Annotated in this window: 17 protein-coding genes; 3 read left to right on the forward strand and 14 right to left on the reverse strand. The window is 66.4% G+C overall.

Annotation, left to right across the window (positions count from 1 at the left end):
- Nucleotides 1–10: 10 nt before the first annotated feature.
- From era to folK, 10 genes are all read right to left on the reverse strand, one after another.
- Nucleotides 11–958 carry a GTPase Era gene (gene era, locus GGC30_RS00695; RefSeq protein WP_091746766.1) on the reverse strand — a complete coding sequence of 316 codons (948 nt, stop codon included), beginning with the start codon at nt 956–958 and terminating at the stop codon, nt 11–13.
- Nucleotides 955–1,665, reverse strand: a complete 711-nt coding sequence (rnc, locus tag GGC30_RS00700; protein WP_153921842.1) for a ribonuclease III — start codon at nt 1,663–1,665, stop codon at nt 955–957. Before rnc ends, era begins: the two co-directional genes overlap by 4 nt.
- On the reverse strand, nt 1,665–2,558 hold the full coding sequence (lepB, locus tag GGC30_RS00705) for a signal peptidase I (protein WP_091746762.1): 894 nt from the start codon (nt 2,556–2,558) through the stop codon (nt 1,665–1,667). Before lepB ends, rnc begins: the two co-directional genes overlap by 1 nt.
- 55 nt (nt 2,559–2,613) lie before the next feature.
- Nucleotides 2,614–3,015, reverse strand: coding sequence for a holo-ACP synthase (gene acpS, locus GGC30_RS00710; RefSeq protein ID WP_153921845.1), 402 nt, complete (start codon nt 3,013–3,015; stop codon nt 2,614–2,616).
- Nucleotides 3,012–3,749 (reverse strand): pyridoxine 5'-phosphate synthase, encoded by a 738-nt coding sequence (locus GGC30_RS00715; RefSeq protein WP_153921849.1) that lies wholly within the window; start codon nt 3,747–3,749, stop codon nt 3,012–3,014. Before GGC30_RS00715 ends, acpS begins: the two co-directional genes overlap by 4 nt.
- Before the next feature lie 4 nt (nt 3,750–3,753).
- The gene (gene pyrE, locus GGC30_RS00720; protein WP_153921852.1) at nt 3,754–4,338 is read right to left on the reverse strand and encodes an orotate phosphoribosyltransferase; all 585 of its coding nucleotides are present in this window, start codon (nt 4,336–4,338) and stop codon (nt 3,754–3,756) included.
- Between the two features lie 50 nt (nt 4,339–4,388).
- Nucleotides 4,389–5,147 carry a TIGR00730 family Rossman fold protein gene (locus GGC30_RS00725; RefSeq protein WP_153921857.1) on the reverse strand — a complete coding sequence of 253 codons (759 nt, stop codon included), beginning with the start codon at nt 5,145–5,147 and terminating at the stop codon, nt 4,389–4,391.
- Nucleotides 5,144–7,303 (reverse strand): bifunctional (p)ppGpp synthetase/guanosine-3',5'-bis(diphosphate) 3'-pyrophosphohydrolase, encoded by a 2,160-nt coding sequence (locus tag GGC30_RS00730; protein WP_370451825.1) that lies wholly within the window; start codon nt 7,301–7,303, stop codon nt 5,144–5,146. Before GGC30_RS00730 ends, GGC30_RS00725 begins: the two co-directional genes overlap by 4 nt.
- Nucleotides 7,304–7,437: 134 nt before the next feature.
- The gene (gene rpoZ / locus GGC30_RS00735) at nt 7,438–7,797 is read right to left on the reverse strand and encodes a DNA-directed RNA polymerase subunit omega (RefSeq protein ID WP_017504892.1); all 360 of its coding nucleotides are present in this window, start codon (nt 7,795–7,797) and stop codon (nt 7,438–7,440) included.
- Nucleotides 7,798–7,881: 84 nt separating this feature from the next.
- The gene (gene folK, locus GGC30_RS00740; RefSeq protein WP_153921863.1) at nt 7,882–8,445 is read right to left on the reverse strand and encodes a 2-amino-4-hydroxy-6-hydroxymethyldihydropteridine diphosphokinase; all 564 of its coding nucleotides are present in this window, start codon (nt 8,443–8,445) and stop codon (nt 7,882–7,884) included.
- Between folK and GGC30_RS00745 the strand changes: the two genes are divergently transcribed.
- Together GGC30_RS00745 and GGC30_RS00750 are read left to right on the forward strand one after the other, a co-directional pair.
- Nucleotides 8,444–8,980, forward strand: coding sequence for an NYN domain-containing protein (locus GGC30_RS00745; protein ID WP_153921865.1), 537 nt, complete (start codon nt 8,444–8,446; stop codon nt 8,978–8,980). The two genes, folK and GGC30_RS00745, sit on opposite strands and share 2 nt — an antisense overlap.
- The gene (locus tag GGC30_RS00750; protein ID WP_153921868.1) at nt 8,977–9,615 is read left to right on the forward strand and encodes a uracil-DNA glycosylase; all 639 of its coding nucleotides are present in this window, start codon (nt 8,977–8,979) and stop codon (nt 9,613–9,615) included. The genes GGC30_RS00745 and GGC30_RS00750 overlap by 4 nt, the downstream gene beginning before the upstream one ends.
- Nucleotides 9,616–9,618: 3 nt before the next feature.
- Here GGC30_RS00750 and smpB read toward each other — a convergent pair whose 3' ends face one another.
- Nucleotides 9,619–10,092, reverse strand: a complete 474-nt coding sequence (gene smpB / locus GGC30_RS00755) for an SsrA-binding protein SmpB (RefSeq protein WP_055809902.1) — start codon at nt 10,090–10,092, stop codon at nt 9,619–9,621.
- Nucleotides 10,092–10,976 (reverse strand): 4-hydroxy-tetrahydrodipicolinate synthase, encoded by an 885-nt coding sequence (dapA, locus tag GGC30_RS00760; RefSeq protein WP_153921871.1) that lies wholly within the window; start codon nt 10,974–10,976, stop codon nt 10,092–10,094. Before dapA ends, smpB begins: the two co-directional genes overlap by 1 nt.
- A gap of 125 nt (nt 10,977–11,101) precedes the next feature.
- On the opposite strand from dapA, the gene GGC30_RS00765 reads away from it, so the two are divergent.
- Entirely contained in the window at nt 11,102–13,162 is a 2,061-nt protein-coding gene (locus GGC30_RS00765; RefSeq protein ID WP_194943494.1) for a lytic transglycosylase domain-containing protein, read from the forward strand.
- Here the strand turns inward: GGC30_RS00765 and GGC30_RS00770 are convergent.
- Both GGC30_RS00770 and GGC30_RS00775 read right to left on the reverse strand, forming a co-directional pair.
- Nucleotides 13,156–13,911, reverse strand: a complete 756-nt coding sequence (locus GGC30_RS00770; protein ID WP_370451808.1) for an ABC transporter ATP-binding protein — start codon at nt 13,909–13,911, stop codon at nt 13,156–13,158. The two genes, GGC30_RS00765 and GGC30_RS00770, sit on opposite strands and share 7 nt — an antisense overlap.
- A complete protein-coding gene (locus GGC30_RS00775; protein WP_153922291.1) occupies nt 13,908–14,843 on the reverse strand; it encodes an iron ABC transporter permease in 936 nt (311 codons plus the stop codon). The genes GGC30_RS00770 and GGC30_RS00775 overlap by 4 nt, the downstream gene beginning before the upstream one ends.
- Between the last annotated feature and the right edge of the window lie 45 nt (nt 14,844–14,888).

A 14,888-nucleotide genomic window follows, 5' to 3' on the forward strand; every position in this document is an offset into this window, starting at 1 on the left:
ACACAGGAACTCAGACGTCGAAATCCAGACCGAACTGGGCATAGAGGGCGCGACTGTCCTGCCACTTCGGATCGACCTTGACGGTCAGGAAGAGGTGGACCTGACGGCCGAGGATTTCGTTCAGCTCCTCGCGCGCCTTCTGGCCGATCCATTTCAGGGTCTGGCCGCCCTTGCCCAGCACGATGGGCCGCTGGCTCTCGCGCTCGACATAGATGGTCTGTTCGATCCGGGCCGAACCGTCGGCGCGGTCCTCGAAACTCGTGGTCTCGACCGCCGCCGAATAAGGCAGCTCCTCATGGACGCGCAGATAGACCTTCTCGCGCGTGATCTCCGCCGCAAGAACCCGCACCGGCACGTCGGCGGCCTGATCCTCGGGATACAGCCACGGCCCCTTGGGCATGGACAGGGCCAGACGCTGCTTCAGGTCCTCGACGCCGTCGCCGTTGGCCGCCGAGATCATATAGACCTCGGAATAGACACCGCTTTCGAACAGCTTCTGCGACAGCGCCAGCAGGGTGTCGCGGCGCATGCCGTCGATCTTGTTCAGGGCCAGAACAACCTTGGTTCCGGTGGACTGAAGGTTGGCGATGATGGTCTCGGTGTCCTCGGCCGAGCGACGATCGGCCGCCGTGCCCTCCCGGCCTTCGGCGTTGATGTGCGACTGGGCGTCGATCAGGTGAACGACGATGTCCGCATCTTCCGCGCCGCCCCAGGCTGAGGCGACCATGGCCCGGTCCAGGCGACGGCGCGGGGTGAAGATGCCGGGCGTGTCGACCAGCACGATCTGGGCGTCGCCTTCCATAGCGATGCCGCGCACGGGGAAGCGCGTCGTCTGCACCTTTTGCGTGACGATCGAGACCTTGGATCCGGTCAGCCGGTTCACCAGCGTGGACTTGCCGGCGTTGGGTGCGCCGATGATGGCGGCAAAGCCTGCGCGCTGGTTTTCGATATCGGTCAAATGACGCCTTCACGTTTGAGGAGAGCCGTTGCGGCCGCCTTTTCCGCCTCCTGACGCGAACGCCCTTGCGCGGTCAAGGGCTGCACGTCCTGCACGGACACTTCGACGGTGAATGTGGGCGCATGATCCGAACCCGTCCGAGCGGCGACGCGATAGGTCGGCAGCGGCCTGCCCAACCCTTGCGCCCATTCCTGAAGCGCCGATTTCGGATTGGTCACGGTGCGGGATGGCGGCGCCGACAGTTCGTCGGACCAGGCCCGTTCGAACACGGCCTTGGCGGCATCCAGCCCGCCGTCCAGATAGACCGCCGCCAATATGGCCTCGACCGCATCGGCGATTACGCCGGCCTTGCGGCGCCCACCGGTCTTGGTCTCGCCTGGCGATAGCCGCAGCGCGGGCCCAACGCCCAGGGCTTCGCCCACGCGGGCGCAGGCGCCCTTGTCGACCAAGGCGTGCAAGCTGGACGAGAGTTGGCCTTCATCCGCCGTCGGAAACTGAGCCGACAGGCGCTCGGCGACCAGCAGACCCAGCACCCGGTCGCCCAGAAACTCCAGCCGCTCGTTGTCGCGTGGACCGTGGATGCCGACCGGCGCTCCCTCACCCACGCTGGCATGGGTCAGGGCGCGCTCCAGCAGGGCCTTGTCCTTGAACCTGTGTCCCAGGCGCATTTCCAGCGCCGCGACCGCTTCGGCTCTCAGATTGGCCATCAGTGAAGGACGTTGAAGAACCGGTCGAGCCGCACGTTGAACCAGCTGACCGGGTTCCACAGCGACGAACCGGGCTTCCACGAGAACAGGATGATCTGCGCCTTGCCGACCAGATTCTCGGCCGGGACCATGCCCACGCCGCTGGACTGTTCGACACGGCTGTCGATCGAGTTGTCGCGGTTGTCGCCCATCATGAAGTAGTGTCCGGCCGGGACCTCATAGACGGGGGTGTCGTCCAAGTCGTTTCCGGGACCGAAGTCCTGGGTCATGAAGCTCTTGCCTTCCGGCAGGGTCTCGCGGACCTCGGTCACAGGACGCGGCCCGAAGATGTCGTTGATCTCCTGCTCGCTGACCACGACGTCCTGCACCGGTTTGTCGTTGATATAGAGCTTGTTGGCGATCATCTGGATGCGGTCGCCCGGCAGGCCGATCACGCGCTTTATGAAGTCGGTCTTGTTATCGCGCGGCAGTTTGAACACAACGATGTCGCCACGCTTGGGCGCCGAACCCATGATCCGTCCATCGAACAGCGGCGGGCTGAACGGGATCGAGTGCTTGGAGAAGCCATACGACCACTTGGAGACGACGATATAGTCGCCTTCGTAGAGGTTCGGCTCCATCGAGGCCGACGGGATGGTGAAGGGCTGGAACAGGAAGATGCGCAGCACCATCGCGATCAGCAGGGCGAAGACGATGGTCTTGAAGATTTCGCCGGTTTCGCTGGCCGCCGAGGTCGCCTTGTCACCGCCCTTGGGCGTCTTGGCATAGACCTTCTGGGTCGCCGTCGTCGGCTCCTGCACCGACTTGACCGGAGCGTCCGCCTCCGAGGCCGCAAATCGTTCTTCGGGGGTGGCGTCGCGATTGGCGTCGTCGGGCTTTTGGTCTTCGCTCATGCGATCAGGCATCCTCGCCGCGTCCGCGCGGTCATCGCGCACGCCTATAACCTGATTACGACTGCGGCAAGGCTTCGATCACCACGAAGGCGAGCGCATAGGGATGTTCGTCGCTCAGCGTCAGGTGAATTCTCGCCTCGTGTCCGGGCGGCGTCAGATGCGCCAGATGCTCAGCCGCATGGCCGGTCAGCGCCATCGTCGGCTGACCGGAGCGCAGGTTCACCACCCCCATGTCGCGCCAATAGACATCGGCCCGCATACCTGTCCCCAGGGCCTTGGCGCAGGCCTCTTTGGCGGCGAACCGTTTGGCGTAGCTCCAGGCCGGGTCCGGCTTCCGGTCCGAGCGGGCGCGTTCCAACTCGGTAAAGCAGCGGGTCTTGAAGCGATCCCCGAACCGATCCAGCGACGTCTGGATGCGACGAATGTCCGACAGATCCGCGCCGACGCCGATGATCATGCCGCATCCATCGCAGCCCGCATCCGGCGGATCGCCCCGTCCAGGCCGATGAAGATCGAGTCGCCGATCAGGAAATGGCCGATGTTCAGCTCGCGGATTTCCGGGATCGCCAGCATGCGCGGAGCCGTGTCGTAATCCAGCCCGTGGCCCGCATGGACCTCCAGTCCCAGGATATCGGCCTGGGCGGCGGCGGCGGCAAGGCGTTCGAACTCGACCTCCCGCTCGCCGGGATCGGTCAGGTGGCAGTAGCGGCCGGTGTGGAACTCGATCACCTGGGCGCCCACGGCGGCGGCCGCCTCAACCTGCGCTTCGGACGGTTCGATGAACAGGGAGACCCGGATGCCGGCGTCCGCCAGCGTCTTGACCACGGGGGCGATGCGCGCCTCGTGGCCAGCCACCGCCAGACCGCCCTCGGTCGTGACCTCCTCGCGCCGCTCGGGCACCAGACAGGCGGCATGCGGCTTGTGACGCAGGGCGATGGCCAGCATCTCGGTCGTCACCGCCATCTCGAAATTCAACGGCTTGCCCGCTCGCGCACACAGGGCGCTCAGCACGTCGATATCGGCGTCGGTGATGTGGCGGCGATCTTCGCGCAGATGGGCGGTGATGCCGTCGGCCCCGGCCGCCAGCGCCGCCTCTGCCGCGCGGGCCGGATCGGGGTGCGTCCCTCCCCGCGCATTTCGCACCGTGGCGACGTGGTCTATGTTGACGCCCAGCCTGACCCGTTCGCGCATGGCTCTACTTCGACAATCTACGGCTGCCGGGATCTTCGACCGGAAGCGCGGCCAGTTCCGGCGGCAGGGCGTCGGCCGCACAGGCCGGGACCTCCAGCGACGCTAGAGCGATCAGAGGCACGCCCACATCCGCCTTGCCGCCCGAGCGATCGACGATACAGGCAGCGGCGATCACCTCGCCCCCGGCGGCCTGGATGGCGGCGATGCATTCGCGCGATGACAGGCCAGTCGTGACGATGTCTTCGACCATGACGACCTTTTCGCCCGGCTCGACCGAGAAGCCGCGACGCAGCTTGAACTGACCGCCTTCGCGCTCGACGTACATCGAACGGACCTTCAGGTGTTTGGCCGTCTCGTAACCGGGGATGATGCCGCCCACGGCCGGCGAGATGGCGACATCGACCGGGCCGACCGTGGCGACGATCTTTTCGGCCAAGGCCTTGCACAGCCGCTCGCATCGCGCGCCATCCATGAAGACTAAATTCTTCTGCAGGAAGACCGGGCTGTGCAGACCCGACGACAGGACGAAATGGCCTTCGCGCAGGGCGCCGGCGTCGCGAAACTCGTTGAGGACGTCTTCAGTGTTCATGAGAGGGTTCTAGACCCGGATCGCGCGCGGATGAACCCTGCGGCGACGCTTCATTCGATGTTTTCGTTCGGCCGCAGCCCGCGTGAGAGCAGTTCGGCCCAGACGCCCTCGGCGTCTTCGGCGAAACCGATCAGGTCAAGGTCAGACGCGGCGATCATTCCGTGCTCGACCAAGGCGTCGAAACCGATCACCGAGGTCCAGTAGGCCTTGTCCACCAGAACGACCGGAACCGGCGGCGCCTTCTTCGTCTGGCGCAGGGTCAGCATCTCGAACATCTCGTCGAAGGTGCCGAAGCCGCCGGGAAACACCACCAGCGCATTGGCGCGCATCGCCAGATGCATCTTCCGCATCGCGAAATAGTGGAAGCGGAACGTCAGCTCCGGCGTCGAATAGGCGTTCGGCTCCTGCTCATGCGGCAGGGTGATGTTGAACCCGACGGACGGCGCCCCGGCGTCTACGGCCCCGCGATTGGCCGCCTCCATGATGCCCGGTCCGCCGCCCGTGGCGATGACATTGTCGCGGGGTTCGCCGACGCGTCCTCGTAAAGCCCCGCCACGCTCCGACGCCAGACGTCCAAAGGCGCGCGCCTCGTCATACCAGCGATGCCCTTCGCGGACGCGCGCGCTGCCGAAGACGACGAGGGTCGAGCGCACGCCCCAGGCCCGCAACGCCTCCTCGGGCTTGGCGTATTCCATCAGGAACCGCACGCCGCGCATCGAATCGCCCAGCAGGAAGTCCTGATCCATCGCCGCCATGCGATAGGACGGCGAGGCCATCTGCGCCGCATTCGGCTTTGTCGGGTCGCTCATTCGCCGCGCGCGCGCTCGACGGAATCGACCGACGGATTGGCCCTCAGCGCCGCCATGATCATGGTCGCATGCTTGGCGTCTTCGACCTCGACATCCACGTCCACGTCGAAGAAGTCCTGCTGACGGTGCGCCATCGACAGATTGATGATGTTGCCGCCGGCCTCCCCGATCAGGGTCGTGACCTGACCCAGCACGCCCGGCGCATTGCGGATCGTCGCGCGAATGCGGGCGGCGGCGACCGCGTCCGTCTCGGCCTGAGGCGTCCATTGCAGGTCATGCCAGACCGAATCGTCATCGGCGAAGGCGGCCAAGGCCTGGCAATCGATGGTGTGGACGGTCAGGCCGGATTCCGGCTCCAGAATGCCCACGATCCGGTCGCCCGGCACCGGCGTGCAGCACTGGCCGAAATGCACCGTCACGCCGGGCGTCAGCCCGCCGCCGCGCACGAACAGCCGCGCCTTGTCGCCCTCGATCCGTTGCTTCTCGGGCCCGGCCTTCAACCGCCCCTTCAGTGCGGGGAACAGGATTTCGGCCGCCGTCGTCGGCGATAACCGCCCGCGACCCAAGCCTTCGAATAGATCGTCGTCACTCGCGACCGCCAGCAGTTCCAGAACCGGCTTCAGCGACACGTCGGTCAGGGTCTTGTCGACCCGGCCCAGGGTCTGATCCAGCGCGACGCGACCCAGCTTGATGAACTCTTCGCGCTCGGAGGTGCGGATATGGCGGCGAATGGCGGAACGCGCGCGGCCCGTCACCGTCAGGCTGCGCCAGTCAGCAGGCACTTCGCGCTTGGAGCCCCGAATGATCTCGACCACGTCGCCGTTCTGGAGTGGCGTGCGCATGGGCTTCAACTCGCCATTGACCTTGACGCCGACGGCGGTGTCGCCGACCTCGGTGTGGACGGCATAGGCGAAGTCCAGAGGCATTCCCCCGCGCGGCAGGGTGACCAGTTGCCCCTTCGGCGTGAAGACGAAAACCTGGTCCAGATACATTTCCAGCTTGGCGTGCTCGACCCAGTCCTCGCCGCCCTCGCCGTGCTCGATCACCTGAACCAGGTGGCGCAGGTTCTGAAGCGGGTCACGCCCGCCGCCCTGCTCCATCGCCTCGCGGTCAAAGCCGTAGGAATGGTTCTTGTAGCGCCAGTGGGCGGCGACCCCGTCCTCGGCGATCCGATCCATGTCCTCGGTGCGGATCTGCATCTCGATCCGCAGGCCCCGGGGGCCGACGACGGTGGTGTGCAGCGAGCGATAGTTGTTAGACTTGGGCGTCGAGATGAAGTCCTTGAACCGCTCGGGCACCATCGGCCATTCGCGGTGGATCACACCCAGCGCGCGATAGCAGTCGTCCTCCGCCTCGACGATGACGCGGAACCCGTAAATGTCCGAGAGGGACGAAAAGCCGACCGACTTGCGCTGAAGTTTGCGCCAGATCGAATAGGGCGTCTTCTGCCGGCCATAGACATTGGCCTTCAGGCCCGCCTCTGACAGGACGCGCTCGACCTCTCTCGCCACGCCGTCGATGGCGCGACCGTGCTCCAGCTTCAATGCCTCCAGCCGCCGCTCGATGGCGGTCTTGGCCGTTGGGTTCAGATGGGTGAAGGCCAGTTCTTCCAGCTCGGACGCGATCGAGTGGATGCCGATCGACCGACCCAGGGGCGCATAGACTTCCAGCGTCTCGCGGCTGATCCGCTCGCGCTTCTCCGGCTTCACGAACTGGAGCGTCCGCATATTGTGCAGACGGTCGGCCAGCTTGACCAAAAGCACCCGCACGTCCCGACTGATTGCCAGGATGAACTTGCGCAGGTTCTCGGCCTGGCGCGTGTGTTCAGCCTGAAGCTCCAGCCGCGACAGCTTGGTCACGCCCTCGACCAGGACCGCGACCTCTTCACCGAACATGCCGGCGATGTCGTCGCGCGTCGCCGACGTGTCCTCGACCACGTCATGCAACAGGGCGGTGACGATGGTGGCGGTGTCGAGCTTATAGTCGGTAAGGATCCCCGCGACTTGGATCGGGTGGGCGAAATAGGGATCGCCCGAGGCTCGCAACTGCGAGCCATGCATCTTCATCGCATAGACGTAGGCGCGGTTCAGAAGCGCTTCATCGGCGGTAGGGTCATAGGCCTTGACGGCCTCGATCAGCTCAAACTGACGCAGGATCGGCGCGCGCTTGGGCTGCGGCGCGGGATCGACGAGCGCCGTCTGGGGGTCGTTTTTGTTTGCAGCTTGGGGCGCCGGCGGAACCGTCTCGGTCCGCGCCGGCAGGATAGTGACGCCAGGGGCTCCCTCGGGCGTCAGTACCGCTCCTCCTGACCGCCGTCGCGGTCGCTTTGCAGGGCGCGGATCAGTTCGGCTTCGGCCATGTTCATGTGCTGCGGCGAAGCCAGCAGGGCGACCGTTTCCGCCTCATCCTCGGCTTCCGTCCGCTCATCGACACGTTGCAGCGTGGTGATGATGGTTTCGCGCAGTTCGTCCGGCACAACGGTGTCGTCAGCGATTTCGCGCAGGGCGACGACAGGGTTCTTGTCGTTGTCGCGGTCGATCGTCAGGGCGGCGCCGTTGGCGATGCTGCGGGCGCGGTGGCCAGCCATCAGCACCAGACCAAAGCGGTTCGGAACCTTCTCGATGCAGTCTTCGACGGTGACGCGGGCCATGAAATTCCTCGAACGCGGGGGAGAACCGCGTCAAATACAGATGAGGACGGCTTTTTGCAACGCCACAGGGGCGGAAGTTGGGCGTCAGCTCGGGTGGGCGTCGGCGCCGACGGAGGCGGAAGCGGCCAGATCGCTCGCGGACCCGCCATGCGGATGCGTCCAATTCGGCGCGATCTCGGCGATGGGGCCCATGACAAACCGCCGCTCGGCCGCGCGAGGATGGGGCAGGATCAGCCCCTGCAGATCACCACTCAATCGTCCGTAGGCGATCAGGTCCAGATCCAGCGTCCGCGGCGCATTGCGAACCGACCGCTCGCGGCCGAACGCGTCCTCGATCCGGCCGAGCGCCGCCATCAGAGCATGCGGATCGTGTTCTGTGCGGACGATGACCACGCCATTCAGAAAGGCTGGATCGTGCGGATCGGGCCAGGCCTGGGAAGACCACCACGACGAGCGTGCAACGACATCAATTCCTTCGCTGCGAAAACGCGCGAGCGCCGCCTCCAGCGCTTCGGTGCAGGACGACCATGCCCCCTTGTCATTGCAGCCCAGGGCCACGATGACTGCGTCATTCAGGTCGAACCTGTCATCGATTCCGACAGCGACCGCGCGATCCGATTTTTCATCTCTTTCGACGGCTTCGACCATGTTTCATCCCACCGACCGGCTGGCGATCTTCATCGACGGCTCCAACCTCTACTCCGCCACCCGCGCCTTGCAGCACGACATGGACTTCCGGCGGATGCTGGACTGGTTCCGCGAGAGGTCCATCCTGACCCGCGCATACTACTATACGGCCGTGGTCGAGGGCGAAGAATTCTCGCCGGTCAAACCGCTGGTGGATTGGCTCGACTACAACGGCTTTTCGGTCGTCACCAAGCCGGTGAAGCGGTTCACGGACACTAGCGGCCATAGCCGGATCAAGGGCAATATGGACATGGAGATCGCGGTGGACATGCTGGAGCTGGCGCCGCACATCGACCATGCGGTGCTGTTCTCCGGCGACGGCGACTTCCGGCGGGTGGTTCAGGCAGTCCAGGCCAGGGGCGTGCGGGTCACTGTCATCTCGACCCAGAAGACGCAGCCGCCTCATATCGCCGACGAACTGCGTCGTCAGGCCGACGCCTTCCTGGACCTGAACGATCTAATGACCGACTTCGGTCGCCCGAAGGCCGCCCAATGACCCTGACGCCCGAACCGCCCCGCGACTGCCCCCTATGCCCTCGCCTGGTCGCCTATCGTCAGGAGAATGCGCGCCAGAATCCAGACTGGTGGAACGGGCCGGCCGCCTCGTTCGGCGATCCGAACGCCCGTCTGCTGATCGCCGGTCTCGCGCCCGGCCGGACCGGCGCCAACCGGACGGGACGTCCCTTCACCGGCGATCACGCCGGCTGGCTGCTGTACGACACCCTGAAGAAGGCCGGCTTTGCACAGGGCCATTACGATCCCAACGGCGACGATGACCTGACGCTGACGGACTGCATGATCACCAATGCGGTCCGATGCGCTCCGCCCGGGAACAAGCCTCTGCCGATCGAGGAGACGACCTGCCGTCCCTTCCTGATCGACCGGCTCAAACTGCTGCCGAATCTGAAGGTGATCGTGACCCTGGGCGACGTCTCGCGCCGCAATATCTTGAAAGCCTTCGGACGGCCTGCGTCAGCGATGCCGGCGGGTCACGGGGCGCAGGGCGAAGCCGGCGGCTACGTCATTCTGAACAGCTATCACTGCTCCCGGCTGAACACGAACACCGGTCGCCTGACGCCGCAGATGTTCGAAGACATCTTCGCGCGCGCCCGAACCCTGATCGAGTCCTGAGTCTCAGCCCTTGTCACGCATCAGGCGGGCCTTATCGCGCTGCCAGTCGCGTTCGGCCGAGGCCTCGCGCTTGTCGTGCAGCTTCTTGCCCTTGGCCAGCGCGATCTCCAGCTTCGCCTTGCCCGCATCGTTCAGGTAGAGCTTCAGCGGAATGATGGTCTGGCCGTCGCGTTGCACCGCGCCCATCAGCTTGTCGATCTGCTTTCTGTGCAGCAGCAGCTTACGCGGTCGGCGCGGCTCGTGGTTGAAGCGGTTTGCCTGTTTGTACGGCGGGATATCGGCGTTGATCAGCACGATCTCGCGCCCCTCCACCGCCGCATAGCTTTCGGCGATATTGGCCCGGCCGTCGCGCAGCGCCTTGATCTCGGTGCCCAGCAGCTGGATCCCGGCCTCGATATTGTCTTCCAGGAAATAGTCGAACCGCGCGCGGCGATTTTCGGCAATGACCTTGGATTTCGATTGCGGCTTGGGGGCCATCAGATGACGCCCGCCGCCGCCATGGCGCGATCAATAAACGGTTTGACCGCATCGGAGGTCGGCGACAGCGGCAGACGCGCCTCCTCATTGCACAAGCCAAGCTTGGCCAGGGCGTACTTCGTCGGCGCGGGCGAGTTGTCCAGGAACAGCGCCTTGCACAAACTAATCAGTCGGTCCTGCCAGTCACGTGCTGTCGCATAATCGCCGGCGGTCATCGCATTGTGCAAGGCGACCATGGCCTCCGGCGCGACATTGGACGCCACCGAGATCAGGCCGACGCCGCCATGGGCGTGGTAGCCGAGATAGCTGGGGTCGTCGCCCGAGATCAGGTCGAACTGACTATCGATGTTCGCGCGCATCCAGCTGACGCGGCTCATGTCGCCCGTGGCGTCCTTGATGCCGACGATGTTCGGGTGGGCCGCCAGCCGCGCCACTGTCTCATTGGACAGATCGGACCCCGTCCGGCCCGGCACATTGTACAGCAGGATGGGCAGCTGAACGGCGTCAGCGACCGCTTCGAAATGGGCCGCCATGCCCGCCTGGGACGGACGAATGTAATAGGGCGTCACGATCAAAGCCCCGTCCGCGCCCACCGTCTTGGCGTGGCGGGTCAGGTCGATGGCTTCCTTGGTGTAGGGCGATCCGGTGCCGGCGATGACGGCGACGCGCCCCGCCGTCAGACGCACGCACAGCTCGATGACGTGCTTGTGCTCATCCAGATCCATGCTGGCGCCCTCGCCCGTCGTGCCCATCGGGACGACGCCGTGAACCCCTGCGGCGATCTGACGCTCGAGCAGTTTGGCGAATGCGGCTTCGTCCACGTTTCCGTCACGAAGTGGTGTGATCAGGGCGGTGATCACGCCCTTGAACAAGGGGGCGTTCATGAGACTAAGCTGGCCTGCGTGGGGAGTGACGATGGACGGATGTTCATCGCCTTTGCAATGAGCGCGGGACGTTAGGTCGCCAGCGGCTCCGCCGCAACCGGGATTGAATGGGAACAGGACAGATCATGATCGCGACCAGTCTGGCGGCGGCCCTCGCCGTCCTTGCGCCGAACCCGCAGGACGTCCTGCCCACCCAGCCTGTGCCCTATGCCTCGGCGTCCTCGTCCGTGCCCGGCTATTCGGCGACCTATCAGGGCCGCGTGCTGAACGATCAGGACACGGCGCTGTTTCGTCAGGGGCTAGCGGCGGCCCGTGCGCGTGATGTGTTCGGCGCCCAGTCCGCCATGTCGCAGATCAGGGACGCCTCGGCTCGCAAGCTGGTTGAATGGGCGCTGATCGACACCTCGGGCGAGCAGCTGTCCTACTCGGACCTCGCGCGCGGTCAGTCCGATCTGGCGGGATGGCCGCGCGGCGAATCGCGACGCGCCGCCGCCGAAAAGGTGCTGGACCGCTCCGGCATGGGCGCGGACGCTGCCTTGGCCCTGATGTCTGACGGCAAGCCGACGACGGTCGAGGGGGCCATCGCCTACGCCTCCGCGCTGCAGCAGCGCGGCCGCCAGGATGAGGCGCGCGCCCTGGTCCGCGACTGGTGGCGCACCCGCTCGTTCGACGACGCGCCGCAGTCGCGTATCCTCGGTCAATGGGGTTCTTGGCTGACGCCCGCCGATCACGAGGCGCGGCTGAGTATGCTGCTGCTCGGTCCGCACGGACCGGCGACGCGCAGCATGATCAATCTGGTCTCGCCCGATCGCGCCGCCATCGCGAACACGGTCATGACCCTTCGCTCGGCCTACAGCCCCGACGCCGTCATCGCCAATCTGACGCCGGCCCAGGCGGCCGATCCGGCGGTCGTGCTGGAGCGCGTTCGCCTGCTGCGATCGCAGAACCGGCAGTCCGAAGGCTTTGCTCTGCTGGCCAATCTTCCGCCGGCGCCGGGCCATACGACCGGCGACAACACCCTGTGGAGCGAGCGCCGCAACTACTTCCTCGACGCCCTGCAACAGGGCAACTGGCGCGCAGCCTATGACGCAATGAACGGCCACGGCTTCACCTCGGGCGACCGGATGGTGGACGCCGAGTTCTTCGCCGGCTGGGTCGCCCTGACCAAGCTGAACCAGCCCGAAATAGCCGCCCGCCATTTTGAAGCTCTGCGCACCGCATCATCCACGCCGATCACTCAAGGCCGCGCCTTCTACTGGCTGGGTCGCGCCGCCGAGGCGCGCGGCGAACGCGACGCAGCCCTCGCCTACTATCGTAACGGCGCCCAGCACTGGCAGACCTTCTATGGGCAGTTGGCGGCCGAGAAGGCGGGGATGACCACCCTTCAGCTGCCGGGGGAGCCCGTGCCGTCACAGGCCGACATCGCCCGCTTCGAAGGCAATGAGATCGTCCGCGCCACACGAATCCTGGGCGAGACGGGCGAGATGAGCCTGCTGCGCGTCTTCGCCTATCAGCTCGACAACGACCTGCCGACCATCAACGACCTGGCCCTGCTGATGGACCTGTCGCGCGGCTATGGCGAGGGTTTCACCGCCATGATGGTTGGGCGCGCCGCCAGCCAACGGGGCTTCGTCATGCCCGAGCGCATGTATCCGGTCCGCGTCCCGCCTCAGGTCGCTGGCGCCGCGCCGCTTGAGTTCACCCAGGCGATCACGCGCCAGGAATCCAGCTTCGATCCCCGCGCCCGCTCCGGCGCCGATGCGCGCGGCATGATGCAGTTCCTGCCGTCCACGGCCTCGGGCGTCGCCCGCCGCTTGGGCATGAGCTATTCGGCCGAGCAGTTGTGGGATCCCGACTACAACATGACCTTGGGCAGCTATCACCTCGGCGAGCTGATGGCCTCGAACAACGGCTCCATGCTGCTGGCGACGGTTGGCTACAACGCTGGACCGGCACGCCCCAGCCAGTGGATCGCCCGCTGCGGCGACCCGCGCGGTGATGCGATCAAGACCATCAACTTCATCGAGTGCGCGCCCTTCACCGAGACGCGCAACTACATGATGCGGGTGATGGAAAACATGGCGGTCTACAAGGCGCGCCTGAACGGCGGCACGGCGCCGCTGACGCCGTCGGCCGACATCTCGCGCGGATCGGCGGCTGGCGCGCGGCCCTATATCGCCTATTGAGCCCGGCGGGCCGCCAGCAGCGGCCCGTTCGGCCCCTCGATCCACTCGCCGTCCAGCCCGAAAACCTCGCGCAGGACGGCGGGCGACAGGGCCTGGATCGGAGAGGCGTCCGCGACCACGCGTCCGTGATCCAGCACAACGATGCGATCCGCCACGGTTGCAGCCAAGGTCAGGTCGTGCAGACTGACCAGCACCCCTGCCCCGTCGTCAGAGCGCGCCCTCAGGCGCTCCAGCACCAGCCGCTGAGCATCCGGATCCAGCCCCGCGATCGGCTCGTCGGCCAGCAGCAGCGGCGCATCGACAACAAGGGCTCGCGCCAGCAGAACACGCGCGCGCTCGCCGCCCGACATCTCCGCCACGCCGCGATCCGCCAGATGACCGGCTCCGACTTCGTCCAGCGCCGCCCCGGCTCGCGCCAAGGCCTCGGCCCCCGACAGGAAGGGCGCGCCTAACGCCGCCACCTCGATGGCCGGCAGATTCCAGGCGATGCGTCGTTCCTGCGGCAAATAGGCGACGCGCTGCGCCCGCTGGCGATGGGACAGATCGACGATGTTCTCTCCGCCCAACCTGATTTGTCCGCCGGTCGTGGCCAAAAGGCCTACGGCGGCGCGGATTGCGCTGCTCTTGCCCGCGCCGTTCGGCCCGCACAGGGCCACGACCTCGCCCGCCGCGACCGACAGGCTCACCCCATCCAGCACCACGGCCTTGCCTAGCCGCGCTTGAACCTTCTCCAGCGACAACAGGCTCACAGTCGCCACTCCCGCGCCGCGCGCCAGGCGATCAGGGCGAACAGAGGCGCTCCGATCAGCGCCGTAAACACACCCAGCTTCAGCTCCTGATCCGTCGGCGTCAGCCGCGCCAGCAGGTCCGCGACGACCAGCATCAGCCCGCCCGCCAGCGCCGAGGGCGCCAGGATCCGCTTCGCATCACCGCGCACCGCCGCGCGCACCAGATGCGGCGCCGCCAGGCCCACGAACCCAATGACGCCCGCCACCGCCACCGCCGCGCCTGTGGCCAAGGCCGCCGCGATCAGGGCGAAGGCCCTCAATCGTCCCATATTCAACCCTGATGCCGCCGCCCCCTCGTCACCCAGGGTCAACATCCGCAGCCCCGCCCCAGACAGGCCGGCGAACACGCCCGCGACGACCACCGCGGGCGTGACCCAGGCTACATCGACCCAGCTGCGGTTCTGCACCGACCCCAGCAGCCAGGACATGACCTCGGCCTGGGCGATGGGCGACGGCGACAGGTTGAAGATCAAGGCCGTCGCCGCGCCCGCAAAACTGGACAGCGCCACTCCGAACAGGATCAGGGCCTCCGGCGCCCGCATGGCCCTGGACGCCGCGATCAACAGTCCCCCCGCCAGCGCCGCACCCGCCAAGGCCGACACCTCGACCAATCCCGGCACGGCCGCCGCGCCCAACACGATGGCCAGCGCCGCGCCCAAGGCCGCTGTCGCCGACACCCCCAACACGCCCGGATCGGCCAGCGGATTGCGCAACAGTCCCTGCATGACAGCGCCCGCCAGCCCCAGGGCCGCGCCGACGACCAGGGCGCAGACCGCGCGCGCGGCTCTTACCTGCCACAACACCTCGGCCGGGCCCGACGTCGGATCGCCGAATGCGGCGGCGTATTGCGCGCCGCTGAACGCCGTCTCGCCCGCCAGGATCGCCACGGCCATGGCCGCAACGATCGACAGGCACAGAATCAAACACAGCCGCACCGT

The sequence above is a fragment of the Brevundimonas sp. SPF441 genome (assembly GCF_009661015.1).
Lineage (GTDB): Bacteria > Pseudomonadota > Alphaproteobacteria > Caulobacterales > Caulobacteraceae > Brevundimonas > Brevundimonas vesicularis.